Origin of the sequence: Virgibacillus sp. Bac330 (assembly GCF_003667845.1) — a bacterium.
Taxonomy (GTDB): domain Bacteria; phylum Bacillota; class Bacilli; order Bacillales; family Amphibacillaceae; genus Virgibacillus; species Virgibacillus chiguensis.
Genome location: NZ_CP033048.1, coordinates 3940770 through 3957204, shown reverse-complemented (window position 1 = coordinate 3957204; position 16435 = coordinate 3940770). Strand labels below are relative to the sequence as shown.

The following is a 16435-nucleotide window of genomic DNA, read 5'->3' as shown; positions in this document are numbered from 1 at the left end:
AAAATGTGAAAAAAATTAATATCCTGCTTTAAATCGAATATTTAGCAGGGATAGAAGGCGCTGTAAAACTCTCACCTCAAGAAATTGGTAGGTGTCTAAGTGAAAATAACAGCTACTACATCCCCATTTCTTCTAGAAACTTTTAGGTAATATCTTACATACTAAGAAAGTGGGGGATAAAAAAACCACCCACTAATTACCGCAACATCAACCAAAATTATTGCTCCGTTTTATGAAGAAATTCCTTCCTTACTCTGTCAAAAGCTGTTTCATCCGTTAACAATTTTAGCGCTGTAAATGCCGCTGCTTTCGCTCCAACAATTAATGCTTCATCTGCTTGCTTTGATTTGGCAGCTTCTCGAAACGAAACAGTATGACCAATTAAACTACTAGAGCCAATTTTAATATGCGGATGAATTGTTGGAACTACTTGGCTTATATTCCCTGCATCTGTCGAACCTAAAGCTTGCGAAGGACGTTCAAGTACTGTCTCTCCTAAATGCTCTATTTCCGTTTTAAAAATGTCGTCAAGACTCTCATTGATAATAAAATTATCTACCCCATTTTGAAATGAAGATACTTTTACTTTGGCTCCTGTTGTTAAAGCAGCCCCCTCTGCAATTGCTTTTACTCGCTCTGTAACTTGATTCAAACCTTCCCTTGTTGCCGCACGAATGAAAAATCGAGCTCTCGCATAACCAGGTACAACGTTAGGAGCGTCACCACCATCTGTAATAATGCCATGTATCCGTACATCGTTTGAAACATGTTGACGTAAAGCATTGATGCCATTAAACAATTGAATAACTCCATCTAACGCATTAATTCCTTGATCTGGATGCGCAGATGCATGAGCAGTTTTACCGAAAAATTCAAAGTCGAGCGGATCTACTGCCAATGTAGGAGCTGTCAGTCGTGTATCTGCACCAGGGTGAAGCATAAGGGCTGCATCAACGCTTTCTGTAATTTTAGCTTTAACAAAGCTCCCTTTTGCACTGCCATTCGGTCCACCTTCTTCAGCAGGCGTCCCAAAGACTACTACTTCACCACCTACTTCATCGATTACTTGACTTAAAGCAATAGCAGCACTAACACTTAGTGTACCAATGATATTATGACCACATGCATGACCGATCTCTGGTAAAGCATCATATTCCGCTAAAAAGGCAATTCTCCTTCCGTCCAAAGCACTTTTCTTTCTAGCGATAAACGCAGTAGCATGCCCTGCCACATCCAATTGAACATCAAAGCCATATTCCACTAAAATATCTGTTAATATTTTAGCAGCATATGTTTCCTGATTCCCGATTTCAGGATGAGCATGGATATCATGACTAATTCGAATATATCTTTCCTTATTAGCTTCTATATTTTTTGCTATTTCCTGTTTCCAAATCGTTGTCGTTTCTGTAGTAAACGTCATTATGATCACCTCATTTTAAATTTAGTAGCCAATTTCACTTAATGGAACAAAAGTTGGAATAGAATTTCCGTCACGTTCTTTTTCAATAAATTTAGCTACATCTTCGGTTTGATAGATCTCTGCCAGCTTCGTCAATACTTGGTCATCCTTATTCTTTTCCTGAACAGCAATAATGTTAATATAGGCTGTCGCTGTTTCATCCTCATGATATATAGCATCTTTCAATGGACTTAATCCTGCGTCTACGGCTATTCCATTGTTTATAATTGAACCATCCACATCAGGAAGGACTCTTGGCGTTTGCCCAGCAACAAGTAATTCAAATTGCAAATTTTTTGGGTTGTCAATGATTTTATCTAAAGCACCATTGCCATCGAAGTCTTCCGCTAATTTAATCAAACCTGCATCCTGTAATAATGATAACCCTCTTCCCATATTGGTAGCTTCTTTTGCTAAAGCAATCGTCCCTCCTTTAGGTATATCCTCCGGTGTACCATGTTTCTCCGAATATAACCCCATTGGAGCAATGACCGTCGTGGCAATTGGTGTTAAATCTAAATCATGTTCTTTTATAAACGCATCAAAATAAGAAACCGTTTGGAATGCATTTGCATCAATCTCTCCTTCTGCCAAAGCCAAATTAGGTTGCACATAATCGGAGAAACGAACAATTTCTACGTTTATCCCTTCCTCCTTAGCTTTTTCCGCTACATAATCCCAAATCGTCGTATCAGAACCGCTAATACCAACTTTTACTGTAGAAGTAGCTTCACTGCTAGAACAAGCGCTAATACTAATCAGTGTAATCAATAAAGAGAATAAAATGGCTAATCTTTTCATAAAAACTCTCCTCGTATATATTTTCAAGTGTTTTTTACTCATCCACCTGTTTTCATGCTTACTACGTATTCCTCTGAGCATATCCTACCACGTTCCCAGTCAATTTTATTATCTTCGTCGCACTCGTCTGGCTAAGTAATTTCCGAGGGACTGTAATCCTTGTACCATAATAATAAGGATCCCTACAGTAAGGAGCATCACAACCGTATCAAAACGCTGGTAGCCATATGTTATAGCTAAATCACCAAGGCCTCCACCACCAACTGCCCCAGCCATTGCAGAAGCTCCTACTAAACCAATCGTTGCAATCGTAATGCCTAATAATAAAGAACTTAATGCTTCTGGTAAAAGAAAACGAGTCATAATCTGCCATGGCGTTGCTCCCATGGCTTGTGCTGCTTCTATAACCCCTTGATCAACTTCTAGTAACGAGTTTTCAATTAATCTAGCAATATAAGGACCAGCAAATAATATCATTGGCACAATGGCAGCGGCAGTTCCAATCGAAGTACCAACAATCAGTCTTGTGAATGGGATAACGGCTACCATTAAAATAATGAAGGGGATAGAACGAAATATATTTATTCCTGCGTTTAATATAGTGAAAATAATTTGATTTTCCAAAAGGTGCCCCTTTCTCGTTACAACTAGTAACACACCTAATACCAATCCGATAAAAAAGGAGAAAATCAATGATACGCCAACCATGACGACCGTTTCCCATATAGCTTGTAAGAGTTGTTCCTGATCAACTAACATCTGCTAACACTTCCTTTACAGTAACCTTTTGTTGATGAATATGTAGCAAAGCACGTTTCATCTCCTTCTCCGCACCTGAAAATTGAACGATTAAATTGCCAAAAGGAATCCCCTGTAATTCTGTAATGCTGCCATACAGTATATTGACATCTACGGTATACGTTTTAGCAACTTGTGATAATAAAGGCTCGCCTGCACTATTACCGACAAACACAATGCGATATATATGCCGGTCTTCTCGCTGTTCACGAAGTAAAGCATAAATCGACTCTGGTATATGGTCATTCATCACAGAACGTACAAACTTAGCAGCAATCGCTGTTTTTGGTTTTGAAAATACTTGAAATACACTGCCCGACTCCACTATTTTTCCTTGATCTAAAACAGCAACCTGATCACAAATCTCTCGAATGGCACTCATCTCATGCGTAATCATTAAAATCGTCACTCCATATGCTTGATTTACCTGTTTTAACAGTTGAAGAATAGCTTTTGTTGTTTCTGGATCAAGTGCAGATGTTGCCTCATCACATAAAAGCACTTTCGGATTCGTCACTAAAGCACGGGCTATCCCTACACGTTGCTTTTGCCCTCCAGATAGCTGATCGGGGTAACTGTTTGCTTTATCTTCTAAACCGACAAAAGCGAGTAACTCTAATACTCTTTTTCTCACTTCCTCTTTAGGGCGTTTTGCCACTAGTAGGGGCATCGCTACATTCGTAAACACTGTTTTTGAATGTAAAAGATTAAAATGTTGAAAAATCATACCGATATTTCGTTTTGCTTCACGTACTTCTTTTGCAGTTAATTGTAAGAGATTTTTCCCATCCACGATTACTCTTCCAGATGACGGGCGTTCTAAAGCATTTACACAGCGAATGAGCGAGCTTTTTCCTGCACCACTAAATCCAATCACGCCATATATTTCTCCTTTTTTCACCTGTAAATCCACGTTTTGTAATGCTTTTACAGAATGACCTTTTCCTTCATAAATTTTCGTTACCTGATCAAATATAATCATCGAACCAATCCCCCATTCTTTTTCACTTAAAATCGCTTTGTATGGCAATTGTTCCATGTGAAACAATTGCCATACATCTAGCTTTGCCACAATTAATAAAGATGTTCTAATCATTTTGTATTAAAACTTGGCTTGTCTCCTAATTTCATGGCGAAAGGCGTAGTTTTTCTTATACTTTAAAACTCTTCATTTTTAGTATAAAAAATACCCCTTCCATAAGAAGAGGTATTATTCATACATTTCCTCTTCTTATCTTGCAAACTACTTGTTTGCTGGATTTGGCACAGTACTCATATGAGTCCGCTGCCGAGGCTTCTAAGGGCCAGTCCCTCCACCTCTCTTGATAAGAAGTATGTTATTTTTTTTGCAGTAACACCATCGTTTTGCTTAAATTGTAAACTGAAAATTCTATCCTTTCCTATTGGGTAAAAAGAAATCCCTCCTTATACGAAATAAGAAGGGAATTCCAATCTATTGGTTTCCACTTCTTATTTTTCAAGCATGTTTGCTTGTTGGATTTAGCACAGTACTACTTACGAGTCCGCTGCCGAGGCTTCTAAGGGCCAATTCCCTCCACCTCTCTGAATAAGAAGAATTATTATATTTATTTTTAAACAAGATATTGTGTTAAATCATACTATGGTTTCCTTTACATGTCAAACAGTTTTTTTAGAAAAGATTGGCTATCGCCATGCCGTTATTGCAATAAAACTCGTCGACATGAACCGTTCCTCCAGTCGTCGTCAATAAACTAAGAATACGACTTTGCTCTTCTTTTTACCATTTGGCTCACACGTAAATGGTTGCATTCACTTATTTGATGACCTCTTTTCCTCCCATATATGGACGCAATGCTTTTGGAATTACAACCGTCCCATCCTCTTGCTGATAATTTTCCAATATAGCTGCAACAGTTCGACCAATAGCCAATCCAGAACCGTTTAAAGTATGCACAAATTCTGGTTTTGCTTTTGCTTCTCTACGAAAACGAATATTAGCCCGTCTAGCCTGGAAGTCTTCAAAATTAGAGCAAGAAGAAATTTCCCGATACGTATGCTGACTAGGAATCCATACTTCTATATCGTACTTCTTAGCAGCTGTAAAGCCTAAATCTCCGGTACACATACTCATCACACGATAAGGAAGCTCTAGTAACTGTAATATTTTCTCTGCATGGTTTGTTAACACTTCCAATGTCTCATAGGACTCTTCCGGTTTAACAAAATGGACAAGCTCGACTTTATTAAATTGATGCTGACGAATCAGACCTCTTGTATCTCTGCCAGCAGACCCTGCTTCAGAACGAAAACAGCTACTAAATGCAGCGAATTTTTTCGGTAAATCATCTATCTTTAAAATATCATCACGATAATAATTTGTTACTGGCACTTCTGCAGTCGGAGCTAAATAATAATCCCATTCTTCTAGTTTAAAGGCGTCTTCAGCAAATTTAGGTAATTGCCCAGTCCCAGTCATACTAGTTCGATTCACAATTTGCGGTGGCAACATTTCTTCATAGCCATGTTCATCCACATGGAAATCTAACATAAGGTTCCATAATGCACGCTCTAATCTTGCACCAAGTCCTTTATAAAAGACAAACCTGCTCCCAGTCACTTTGCCAGCTCGTTCAAAGTCAACGATGTCTAAGTCTGTTGCTACATCCCAGTGAGGCTTTGGCTCATAGGAAAATGGCGTCTTCTCTCCCCAACTCCGCACCTCGACATTATCGTCTTCATCTTCACCAATTGGTACACTTTCATGAGGAATATTAGGAATAGACAACATGATTTGTTCTAAATGTTCATTAATTTGCTTTAATTCACTATCCAACTCAGCAATTTGGTCGCCTACTTCTCGCATTTCTTTAATCGCAAGCTCAGCATCTTGCTTTTCTCGTTTTAGTACAGAGATTTGTTTCGATACTTCATTTCGCTTCGCTTTTAACTGCTCTGTTTCGGAAATCAGTTGACGACGCTTTTCATCTAACTCGCCAAAATGATCTAATTCTGACAAATCCTCACCACGATGCGCTAATTTTTGTTTTACTTCTTGGAAATGGTGACGTAGAAATTTCATATCTAACATTTGAGTTCCTCCTTATATGATTAATATTAAAATGGATCCCTTATTTAAGTAGAAATTAGCTTGTCGCTAATTTCTTAGGCAAAAGAGTGCTAAACGTTTTATACTATAACTCTTTCTTCTATAGGTTTAAAACACGTTTTAACAATGCGAGCCATTTTTAACCTATAACTTTTAGAAAAACTTGGCTTGTCGCCAAGTCCTTATGGCGAAAGGCGTAGTTTATCTTATACTATAAACCTTTAAACTTTTATACTTTCCTATAGTGTATATACAAAAAACTCCCGTCCCTATGAATAGGGACGGGAGTTTTACCCGCGTTGCCACCCTGATTGAAGAACGCCTCAAAGCACTCTTCCAGCTCAAACGTGATAACGGCACGTGTCCGGGTTTATTTACTCTATCATTCGATAAACCAGCTCAAGGATGGATTCATAGTCGTTTTACATCGATTTGCACCAGCCATCGACTCTCTACTGAAAAACAAACTACTACTATTTCCTATCATAACTGTTATTGTCCTATTTATTATCTACTATGATAACCGATTTTTCATATATAATCAACTACAACCAACATACTAATTTATGATTTAGTGGTAGCTGTCAAATCAATAAAGTAAGAAATGAATCTATGGTCATCCGTCAATTCAGGATGAAAGGCTGTAGCCATAAAAGGACCTTGACGAACAGCAACAATATGCTCATCATACGTGGCTAGAACTTCAACATTCTTTCCGACTTCCACTACGTATGGGGCGCGGATAAACACTGCACGAAAATCTTCTGCGATTCCAGCTACATCTAATTCTGCCTCAAAACTGGCCACTTGACGACCAAATGCATTTCTAGCAACAGTCATATCAATCAGACCTAAATGTCCTTCTGCTTGTCCTACAATTGATTTTGCCATGATAATTAAGCCAGCACAAGTACCAAAAATAGGTTTACCTTTGTCGGCAAAATCTTGAATTGCTGTGAATATTCCATAACTATCCATTAATCGTCTAATAGTCGTACTTTCACCACCAGGCAAAATTAACCCATCGATTTCTTCTAGCTGTTCTTTTCTTTTTATTTCTACAGCGTTAGCCCCACATGCATGAATGGAGCGGATGTGTTCGCGTACCGCCCCCTGCAGTGCGAGGACTCCAATTGTTGTCATAAGACATGCCTTCTTTCTTACTCGCTACGATCCTGCATTCGGTCATGAGCTTCAATTGTAGCCATATCTAGCCCTTTCATCGCATCGCCAAGATCTTTAGAAAGTTCTGCAATCAGTTTATAGTCTTGATAATGTGTCGTTGCTTCCACGATAGCTTTGGCGAATTTAGCTGGATTTGCTGATTTAAATATACCAGAACCAACAAATACACCATCAGCTCCTAATTCCATCATTAGTGCTGCATCACTTGGCGTAGCAATACCACCTGCTGCAAAATTAACTACAGGCAAGCGACCTTCTTCACGAATTTGCAATAATAATTCAAATGGCGCACCAATTTCCTTCGCATAAGTCATAACTTCATCACGGGACATAGAAGACACCATACGAATTTCCGATTGTACTTGGCGCATATGACGCACAGCTTCAACGATATTCCCTGTACCAGGCTCTCCTTTTGTCCGTAACATCGAAGCGCCTTCGCCTATACGACGAGCTGCTTCCCCAAGATTACGGCAACCACAAACAAACGGTACCGTATAATCAGATTTATTAATATGATAAATATCATCAGCAGGAGTTAAGACTTCACTTTCGTCAATATAGTCTACACCCATCGCTTCTAAAACACGTGCTTCTGTAATATGTCCAATTCGAGCTTTTGCCATTACTGGAATGGATACAGCTCCAAGTACTTCTTCCGTAATTGTCGGATCTGCCATCCGAGCTACGCCACCAGCTGCTCGAATATCTGAAGGAACACGTTCAAGTGCCATAACAGCTACTGCACCTGCTTCTTCAGCGATTTTAGCTTGTTCTGCATTGACAACATCCATAATGACGCCGCCTTTTTGCATTTCTGCCATACCTCGTTTTACACGTTCTGTACCTATATTTGACAAAGCAACCGCCCCCTAATCACATTCTTATTTCGTATTCTTTATAAAAGTATACTATACACAATGCTGACTACTATGCTTAGAACAAGCCTTTAATCCAGTCTACCACTGTATGAAATAAATCAACAAAGAAATCACCTATTGCTCCTATTGTTAACATAAACCAATTTGATTTCTCCACACTAGTGTCCGTTACAACATCAACAGTACTATTACTGTCCTTCGTTATATACCCATAATCATTATCAGCTTTATAAGTAATTTGAGCTGTCCCTATTTTTTCACCTTTTTTAATAGGTGCTGTTAGTTGTCCATCTTTGTTTAATTTTTCCTTATCCAATGTATATGTTATTTCATATAAATCTTTTTCATCGGGTTTAATTGGCAAAGATACAGATTCAGCAAGTGATATGCTTACATCATCTTTCTTTCCTTTATTAACCGGAATGCTGGATTTATCTTCCAATTGATATCCAGCAGGGAAAATTTCTGTATTCTCAAATTTTTGGAAGCCGTAATCTAGCAATTTAGCAGTTTGCTCAAAACGCTTTGCTTCGCTTTTCGTTTTCATGACAACAGAAATTAAACGGCGATCTCCCTTTTTGGCAGTTCCAGTAAAGGTATAGCCTGCTAAATCAGTGAAACCAGTTTTTAAACCGTCAACACCTTCATAATAAAATTCTTCAAAATTGGTTTTATCATGCTGAAGCATCCAATTTAAATTACGAAGCTCCTTGCCATCAAACTTCACGGTCGGCTTACTTGATATTTCTAAAGCCTTTGGAAAATCATGAACAAGATGGTAAGCTAATAAAGCTGCAGACTTCGCAGAGAGATAGTTCACTCCATTGGGATCTGTTCCTTTTGGATGGTTGTCCCCTAATGATTCATTTTCAATTCCAGTTGAATTGACAAATTCAAAATCTGGCAGACCCATCTCTTCGCCTTTTTTATTCATTAATTTGACGAATTCTCCTTCTGAACCGGCAATAAGTTCAGCAAGGGCAATGGTAGCTGCATTATCCGAATTAATCGCCATTGCATGATAAAGATCTTTTACCTTATAATCCTTCGCTTGCTTTAATCCAATTCCGGAGAAAGTTGAATCTGCGGAAATACTGTATGGATAGTCGCTAATCTGTGTTGTTGTGTCCCAGCTGATTTGACCTTTTTCAACAGCTTCCCATACTAAGTACTCTGTCATCATTTTGGTCATACTAGCTGGAGGAAACAATTTATCCGCATTTTTAGCAAATAAAATTTTCCCTGTATTTGCATCTACCAAGATAGCAGATTCTGCTTCAAGATCTACTTCTGAAGCTTGCGCAGATAATGGCTGTATTGCGATAGAAAATGCCATTATAACGGCTGCCAGAAAAATAAAGAAACTTTTTCTCATAACATGTTTCACTTTCTTGTACCCCCAACTGTAGTTTAACCTTTCCCTTCCTATGTATGTCCAAAAAGATTGCTAGTCGTTTAATTTAGTTTATCGGTCGTTTTCTCTTTTTTTAAACATACATAGAAAAATAACGTACATCTTTTTCGTGCACTTAGTTATTTTACCATATAAAAAGATAAAAAAATAGATGGGGATGTATCCCACATCTACTTTTTGTACTATAGGAAATGATTGAATATAAGCGAGACTTAACGATAGCCAAATTTTGCTAAGCTATTACTTCTTAGACGATATAATTTGGAGCCTCTTTCGTAATTTGTACATCATGTGGATGACTTTCCCTTAAGCCAGCATTCGTAATTCGAACAAATTTTCCGTCCTGGCGCAATGCTTCAATGGATGCCGTACCGCAATATCCCATGCCAGCACGCAGCCCTCCTACTAATTGATGAATCGTATCTGCTAAAGGACCTTTATATGCTACACGGCCTTCAATTCCTTCTGGCACAAGTTTCTTCGCCTCAGATTCCTCTTGGAAGTAACGATCTTTAGAGCCTGCTTTCATCGCCCCAACTGAACCCATGCCTCGATACACTTTATACTGCCTACCTTGGTAGATTTCTGTTTCTCCTGGGCTTTCCGTAACACCCGCAAACATACTTCCGAGCATAACAGCATGCGCGCCTGCTGCTAGTGCTTTGACAATATCCCCAGAAAATTTAATACCACCATCTGCAATAACAGGTACGCCATATGGTGCAGCAGCTTTTGCACAATCATATACAGCTGTAATTTGTGGAACGCCAACCCCTGCAACTACTCTAGTCGTACAAATCGATCCTGGCCCAATTCCAACCTTAACAATGGAAGCACCGGCTTCTATTAATGCTTTTGTTGCTTCCGCCGTCGCAACGTTTCCAGCTACAATATCTAAATCAGGATAAATTTTTCGTACTGCTTTTACTTGGTCAATGACGCCATTCGAATGGCCATGAGCAGTATCAATGACAATAACATCTACACCGGCTTCTACAAGCTTTTCAATTCGTTTCATCGCATCACCAGTCACACCAACAGCTGCTCCTACGAGTAACCTTCCTTGAGTATCTTTGGCTGCTTTAGGAAATTCAATCACTTTTTCAATATCTTTAATGGTAATAAGCCCTTTTAAAGTTTGTTTATCATCTACTAGTGGAAGCTTTTCAATTTTATATTGCTGCAATATTTTCTCTGCTTCTTCTAGTGTTGTACCAACAGGGGCAGTTACGAGCTGTTCCTTCGTCATTACATCAGAAATAGCTATGGAATAGTCTTGAATAAAGCGCAAATCACGATTGGTTAAAATACCGACTAGCTTTTGTTCCTCAACATTATTTACAATAGGTACGCCAGAAATGCGAAATTTCCCCATAAGATGTTCTGCATCATATACTTGATGCTCTGGTGTCAAAAAGAATGGATTGGTAATTACGCCACTTTCTGAACGTTTTACACGATCTACCTGCTCTGCCTGTTCTTCGATAGACATATTTTTATGAATAATTCCAATACCACCTTGACGCGCCATCGCAATAGCTAAACTTGCTTCTGTTACCGTGTCCATCCCTGCACTCATCAACGGTGTATTTAATGTAATTTTATCCGTTAACGTTGTACTTACATCTACATCCTTCGGTAACACCTCGGACTTCGCTGGCACTAGCAAGACATCATCAAAAGTTAAACCTTCTTTTACAAACTTATCTTCACGCATTCATTATCCTCCTTTTTTAATTTAGCAATAGGAAGCAATTCCTGTTGTAATCATTCTGTGGCTATATGCAAACTTACATGTATGGTTAATCCGTACTGAGATAAACTAAAATAAGATCTATTTTTATATACAATACGCCAATGAAATAGCTTTTTCAACCCGATTTTAAAGGAAATAAAAAGTAAATGGATTCAAAATTTTTGCATAGTTAGAAGGTGTGTATATGCTTCGTGAAGATATTTTTTTAACTTATTTACAATCGCAGCAAACAGCTCAATCCTACTTACACCATTGCTATGTAAAAAATAATGTAGTCGATGCAGAAGTAAATAGTTATCATAATTGCAACGCTTTTCTCTATTATATGGACCATGGAAAGCGTTTCTTTGAACAAGGGAGAAAGACAGAACTATTTATGCAGCCGATCCTTTATTTTTACGGCATGGTTCACCTTATTAAAGCTTGTTTATTAACAAAGCGTCCTCATTATCCAGAATCAACAAATTTATTAGCACATGGTGTAACTGCAAGAAAAAAGAAAAAGAAAAATTATCATTTTTTAAACGATGAAGTAAAGATACAGCATAATGGACTTTTTCCATACTTTTCAGAGCATTTATTTGCGCTAGAAACCCCGTTTGAAAAACGGAGTATGCAAAAATTACTCGCGCTCATTCCCGAAATGCAACCTGTTTTCCAGTTAGATCAGAATCCGCATTTAGCAGCTGTAGGAAGAATATCATCACCACTGTTAGAATTTCCAGTTCATTTGTTAGATAGCTATCACTTAACTGAAGCGGCTTTTATAAAGCGAATTCAAGCATACGTTCCTCCTATTAAATATACAGATACGGATAAGCAGAAGATTCGAATGGAGGTAGAGGAACCTATTTTAGAGCCTTGTGGACCATTTTTTATGCAACAACATTCAAAGGAATTATATTTCCCGGTCTATCGGGAAGATTTTTTCCCCATCCATGAGGTAATGGTTCACTACTTAGTCCTTTACAATTTAAGTATGCTCGGTCGCTATGAAACGGAATGGTGGGGCGACCTTTTTGTCCATAAAGCTGATGTTGATTTCCCTTATATATCACATTTTTTAGAATTGGCAGCTTGGAAAACACCAGCTTTACTTATGAATGAATTATACAAGCAACGCAAAATTTAGAAACAAAATGTGTAATTACCGGATAAAACCCATAAAATCTGGGAGACTTCTTTGAAAAACGTGTAGAAAGGAGGCTCCTTATCTTTCTACTATAGGAAAGTTTCTATTAAAACTATACTGCTTTTTGTCCTCCCATTACAATAATACTTCAATAAATAAGTCTGGATAATTTTCTAAAGCAATAATTTGATTATCTTCTAACCGTACCATAGGACGAGTTGGTTTCTTTTCATCCGTAAATACAATTTCCGCTGTTTTTTGGTTGGATAGCTTCACCTTCGTACCGATCGAAAACTGTGTCATCATTTGTATAAATAACTGAATAATTTCTGGATCTAACTTTGTAAACTTTTCGGCCTGCAATACTTCGATAACTTTGAAAGGAGACTGCTTTTGTTTATAGTAACGTTCACACGTCATTGCATGGTAGGTATCACAAATAGCTATGATTCGAGCATACCGATTGATTTTCCTTTCTGTTAACCCGAAAGGATACCCGCTACCATCAAGTCGTTCATGATGCTGTGAAATGGCTTGTTTTATGTCTGACTTTAGAATAGGCACGTTTTTAATGAATTGATAGGAATATGTTGGATGGTTTTTAATTTCATTCATTTCGGCTTCCGTTAGCATAGTCTCTTTTTCAATAATGGTAGGATTTATCCTTGCCATTCCGCAGTCACTCAGCAATCCTCCTAACCCTAATTGCAACCATTCTCCTTTAGAAAATTCAGATTTATAACCAATGTACGCTGCTAATATCGCCACCGCTATATGATGATGATAAATATAATCTTCTTTTTTAGCATAATGATGCAATTTAAATACATACTTACTTATCTCTTCCATGTTATCTAATAATGGTATGATGAAAGCACGAACTTCTGTAATATCAATGCGCGCACTGCTCTGCCATTTAGCAAATAGTTTTTTGTATTGTTGAACTGTACGTTGATAGTGCTTAGAAAAAGATGTGGTAGGATGTGTAGCCACTTTTATCGTTTCGGTTTGTATTTCTTTCTGTTTGTCACCTTCAGCCTGTTTTTCGGAAACATCTACTTTTTCAATGAGAAACTTATGTAAAACAGTAATATGTTCCTCTGTAAGTACTGTATGCTTAGGAATAATAGCACGGTGTGATTTGCCTTTCACATCGCGAAGCAACACACAACCTGGTGAAAGTGCATTCGTTTCAACCCACAAGTAAATTCCCCCTCTACCTTTGTGTAATCGGTTTCAAAAATTTAAAACTGCTATCCAATGGTTAGCGGCTGGAGGGAGGACTCCCTCCGTTACCATCTAATCCATTCATGTCTACTAGTAGATTAGCTTCATTGAGATTTATTCATCGCTCGATTCCGCTTCGTCTTGTTCTTGCTCTTGTTCTGTATTTTCTTCTTCATCTGGTTCAATTCGAGCAACTGTTGCTACTTCTTCATCTTCATGCAAACGAATTAAACGAACTCCCATTGTATTTCTTCCTGTGACCGAAATACTTTCAACTGGAATACGAATAAGCACACCAGCTACGGTAATCAACATCAAATCTTCTTCTCCAGAAACCGCCTTAACTGCAACAACGTGACCAGTTTTTTCTGTTAGATTACAAGTGAAAATACCTTTCCCACCGCGGTTCGTCGTGCGGTATTCCGACTCTGGCGTTTGTTTTCCAAAACCTTTATTCGTTACGTGGAGAATATTCGCATCTTCTTGTAGGATCTCCATCGATACAACTTCGTCATCTTCTCGTAAAGAAATACCTTTTACACCTGCCGCACTTCTTCCCATTGGACGAACTTGGTCTTCAGGAAAACGAATGAGATATCCATTTTTCGTCGCGATCATGATATCTTTCATTCCATCTGTCAGACGTACAGATATAAGTTCATCGTCTTCTCTAAGACCTACTGCAATTAGACCACCTTTTCGGATATTAGCAAATTGCGCTAGCGAAGTTCGCTTGGAAATACCATGCTTCGTCGTAAAGAATAAAAATTGATTTTCCATATAGTCATTAACAGTTATTACTGCATTGACCCACTCGCCTTTTTCTACTTGTAACAAATTAATAATTGGTATTCCTTTTGCCGTTCGACTAAATTCAGGGATCTCATACCCTTTCGCTTTGTATACTTTTCCTTTATTCGTAAAGAATAAAATCGTATCATGTGTTGAAGTAGAGACAAGATGCTCAACAAAATCATCCTCGTTTGTTCCCATACCTTGTATACCACGGCCACCGCGATTTTGCGTGCGATAAGTGGAAGAAGGAAGACGTTTAATATAACCTTGGTGCGTTAACGTAATCACAATATTTTCTTCAGGAATTAAATCTTCATCCTCAAAGAAATCACTACCACCAATTACGATTTCTGTACGCCGATCATCATTAAAACGTTCTTTGATTTCAGCAAGCTCCTCACGAATAATTTCTAAAACCTTTTCTTCATCTGCAAGAATGGCTTTCAATTCTTCAATGAGCTGCTTTAATTCTTTATATTCATCTTCAATTTTTTCGCGTTCTAAGCCTGTTAAGCGTTGCAGACGCATATCTAGAATGGCTTGTGCTTGCTTTTCTGATAAATCAAAACGTTCCATTAAACCGTTACGGGCAATATCTGTCGTTTTGGAGTTACGAATGAGTGTAATCACTTCATCTAAATGGTCAAGTGCAATGCGCAATCCTTCTAAAATATGTGCCCTTGCTTCTGCTTTGCGTAATTCAAATGCTGTTCGTCGTTTTATAATTACTTTTTGATGCTCTAAATAATGCTCCAAACATTGTTTAATCGTTAACACTTTTGGACGTCCATCAACAAGTGCTAACATGTTAATGCCAAATGTCGTTTGCAATGCGGTATGCTTGTACAAATTATTTAAAACAACATTCGCATTAGCATCACGTCTAAGTTCTATAACGACTCTTAACCCGTCACGATCAGATTCATCACGCAAATCCGTTATACCATCAATGCGCTTGTCTCGAACAAGCTCCGCAATTTTTTCAATCAATTTTGCTTTGTTTACTTGGTAAGGTAATTCAGTAGCGATAATTCTCGGCTTCCCGTTCGCTGTCTCTTCAATTGTTACTTTTGCGCGAACGGTAATGGAACCTTTTCCTGTTTCATATGCTTTTCGAATCCCACTACGACCAAGAATTTGCCCAGCAGTTGGAAAATCAGGTCCATGAATATACTCTCCCATTAACTCATCAATCGTAATATCTGGTTGCTTGCTCAATGCGAGTACCGCATCGATCGTTTCTCCTAAATTATGTGGTGGAATGTTTGTCGCCATACCTACCGCAATACCAGATGCACCATTCACTAACAAATTCGGAAAACGTGCTGGAAAAACGACAGGTTCTCTTTCCGAACCATCATAGTTATCGACATAATCAATGGTATCTTTATTAATATCTCTTAGTAATTCCATGGAAATTTTCGACATTCTTGCTTCGGTGTAACGCATAGCTGCTGCTGAATCGCCATCAACCGAACCAAAGTTTCCATGCCCATCAACAAGCATATTACGATAGCTAAAATCTTGTGCCATACGCACCATGGCTTCGTATACAGCTGAGTCACCATGTGGGTGATACTTACCAATTACTTCTCCGACAATACGTGCTGATTTTTTATACGCTTTATCTGCATGCATACCTAAATCATTCATTGCATATAATATTCTACGATGTACAGGTTTTAATCCGTCACGAACATCAGGCAATGCACGAGAAACAATTACACTCATAGCATAATCTAGGAATGATGTACGCATCTCTTTTCCGAGATTGATTTCCTGTACTTTTGGACGTTGTTGATCCGCCATTATCCGACTACCTCCATTTACTCATCTAACCAAGCAATAATTAAATGTATTATGTCTTTATCCGATTCATTTTGTAATTGTGTTAGA

The 16435-nt window shown here is 38.2% G+C and carries 12 protein-coding genes, 2 riboswitches and 1 other annotated feature; of the genes, 1 reads left to right on the top strand and 11 read right to left on the bottom strand.

Annotated features, from left to right (window positions below):
- Positions 1–217 precede the first annotated feature (217 nt).
- From D9780_RS18370 to guaB, 9 genes are all read right to left on the bottom strand, one after another.
- Entirely contained in the window at positions 218–1423 is a 1206-nt protein-coding gene (locus D9780_RS18370; RefSeq protein ID WP_121641128.1) for a M20 family metallopeptidase, read from the bottom strand.
- 21 nt (positions 1424–1444) lie between these two features.
- Positions 1445–2263, bottom strand: coding sequence for a MetQ/NlpA family ABC transporter substrate-binding protein (locus D9780_RS18365; RefSeq protein WP_121641127.1), 819 nt, complete (start codon positions 2261–2263; stop codon positions 1445–1447).
- Between the two features lie 108 nt (positions 2264–2371).
- Positions 2372–3022, bottom strand: a complete 651-nt coding sequence (locus D9780_RS18360; RefSeq protein ID WP_121641126.1) for a methionine ABC transporter permease — start codon at positions 3020–3022, stop codon at positions 2372–2374.
- Entirely contained in the window at positions 3012–4043 is a 1032-nt protein-coding gene (locus tag D9780_RS18355; RefSeq protein ID WP_073010728.1) for a methionine ABC transporter ATP-binding protein, read from the bottom strand. Before D9780_RS18355 ends, D9780_RS18360 begins: the two co-directional genes overlap by 11 nt.
- Before the next feature lie 246 nt (positions 4044–4289).
- Positions 4290–4393: riboswitch (SAM riboswitch) on the bottom strand.
- Between the two features lie 135 nt (positions 4394–4528).
- Positions 4529–4635: riboswitch (SAM riboswitch) on the bottom strand.
- A 221-nt stretch (positions 4636–4856) separates the two neighbouring features.
- Positions 4857–6131, bottom strand: coding sequence for a serine--tRNA ligase (gene serS / locus D9780_RS18350; protein ID WP_121641125.1), 1275 nt, complete (start codon positions 6129–6131; stop codon positions 4857–4859).
- Positions 6132–6423: 292 nt separating this feature from the next.
- Positions 6424–6645 (bottom strand) — a binding site (T-box leader).
- 68 nt (positions 6646–6713) lie between these two features.
- The gene (gene pdxT, locus D9780_RS18345; protein ID WP_073010599.1) at positions 6714–7292 is read right to left on the bottom strand and encodes a pyridoxal 5'-phosphate synthase glutaminase subunit PdxT; all 579 of its coding nucleotides are present in this window, start codon (positions 7290–7292) and stop codon (positions 6714–6716) included.
- A gap of 17 nt (positions 7293–7309) precedes the next feature.
- Positions 7310–8194: a pyridoxal 5'-phosphate synthase lyase subunit PdxS gene (pdxS, locus tag D9780_RS18340; RefSeq protein WP_073010596.1), complete on the bottom strand. Its 885-nt coding sequence runs from the start codon at positions 8192–8194 to the stop codon at positions 7310–7312.
- 76 nt (positions 8195–8270) lie between these two features.
- Complete coding sequence (locus D9780_RS18335; RefSeq protein WP_073010593.1) at positions 8271–9602, bottom strand: serine hydrolase; 1332 nt, start codon at positions 9600–9602, stop codon at positions 8271–8273.
- A 274-nt stretch (positions 9603–9876) separates the two neighbouring features.
- Positions 9877–11346 carry an IMP dehydrogenase gene (gene guaB / locus D9780_RS18330; RefSeq protein ID WP_121641124.1) on the bottom strand — a complete coding sequence of 490 codons (1470 nt, stop codon included), beginning with the start codon at positions 11344–11346 and terminating at the stop codon, positions 9877–9879.
- Positions 11347–11569: 223 nt separating this feature from the next.
- On the opposite strand from guaB, the gene D9780_RS18325 reads away from it, so the two are divergent.
- A complete protein-coding gene (locus D9780_RS18325) occupies positions 11570–12517 on the top strand; it encodes a YaaC family protein (protein ID WP_073010587.1) in 948 nt (315 codons plus the stop codon).
- Between the two features lie 135 nt (positions 12518–12652).
- Here D9780_RS18325 and D9780_RS18320 read toward each other — a convergent pair whose 3' ends face one another.
- Positions 12653–13720, bottom strand: a complete 1068-nt coding sequence (locus D9780_RS18320; RefSeq protein ID WP_121641123.1) for an HD-GYP domain-containing protein — start codon at positions 13718–13720, stop codon at positions 12653–12655.
- Between the two features lie 138 nt (positions 13721–13858).
- Positions 13859–16348, bottom strand: a complete 2490-nt coding sequence (gene gyrA / locus D9780_RS18315) for a DNA gyrase subunit A (RefSeq protein WP_121641122.1) — start codon at positions 16346–16348, stop codon at positions 13859–13861.
- Positions 16349–16435 lie beyond the last annotated feature (87 nt).

Excerpts from the sequence above, each read along its gene's own strand:
- D9780_RS18370 (WP_121641128.1), bottom strand. The coding sequence starts at position 1,423 with ATGACGTTTACTACAGAAACGACAACGATTTGGAAACAGGAAATAGCA.
- D9780_RS18365 (WP_121641127.1), bottom strand. The coding sequence starts at position 2,263 with ATGAAAAGATTAGCCATTTTATTCTCTTTATTGATTACACTGATTAGT.
- D9780_RS18360 (WP_121641126.1), bottom strand. The coding sequence starts at position 3,022 with ATGTTAGTTGATCAGGAACAACTCTTACAAGCTATATGGGAAACGGTC.
- D9780_RS18355 (WP_073010728.1), bottom strand. The coding sequence starts at position 4,043 with ATGATTATATTTGATCAGGTAACGAAAATTTATGAAGGAAAAGGTCAT.
- serS (WP_121641125.1), bottom strand. The coding sequence starts at position 6,131 with ATGTTAGATATGAAATTTCTACGTCACCATTTCCAAGAAGTAAAACAA.
- pdxT (WP_073010599.1), bottom strand. The coding sequence starts at position 7,292 with ATGACAACAATTGGAGTCCTCGCACTGCAGGGGGCGGTACGCGAACAC.
- guaB (WP_121641124.1), bottom strand. The coding sequence starts at position 11,346 with ATGCGTGAAGATAAGTTTGTAAAAGAAGGTTTAACTTTTGATGATGTC.
- D9780_RS18325 (WP_073010587.1), top strand. The coding sequence starts at position 11,570 with ATGCTTCGTGAAGATATTTTTTTAACTTATTTACAATCGCAGCAAACA.
- gyrA (WP_121641122.1), bottom strand. The coding sequence starts at position 16,348 with ATGGCGGATCAACAACGTCCAAAAGTACAGGAAATCAATCTCGGAAAA.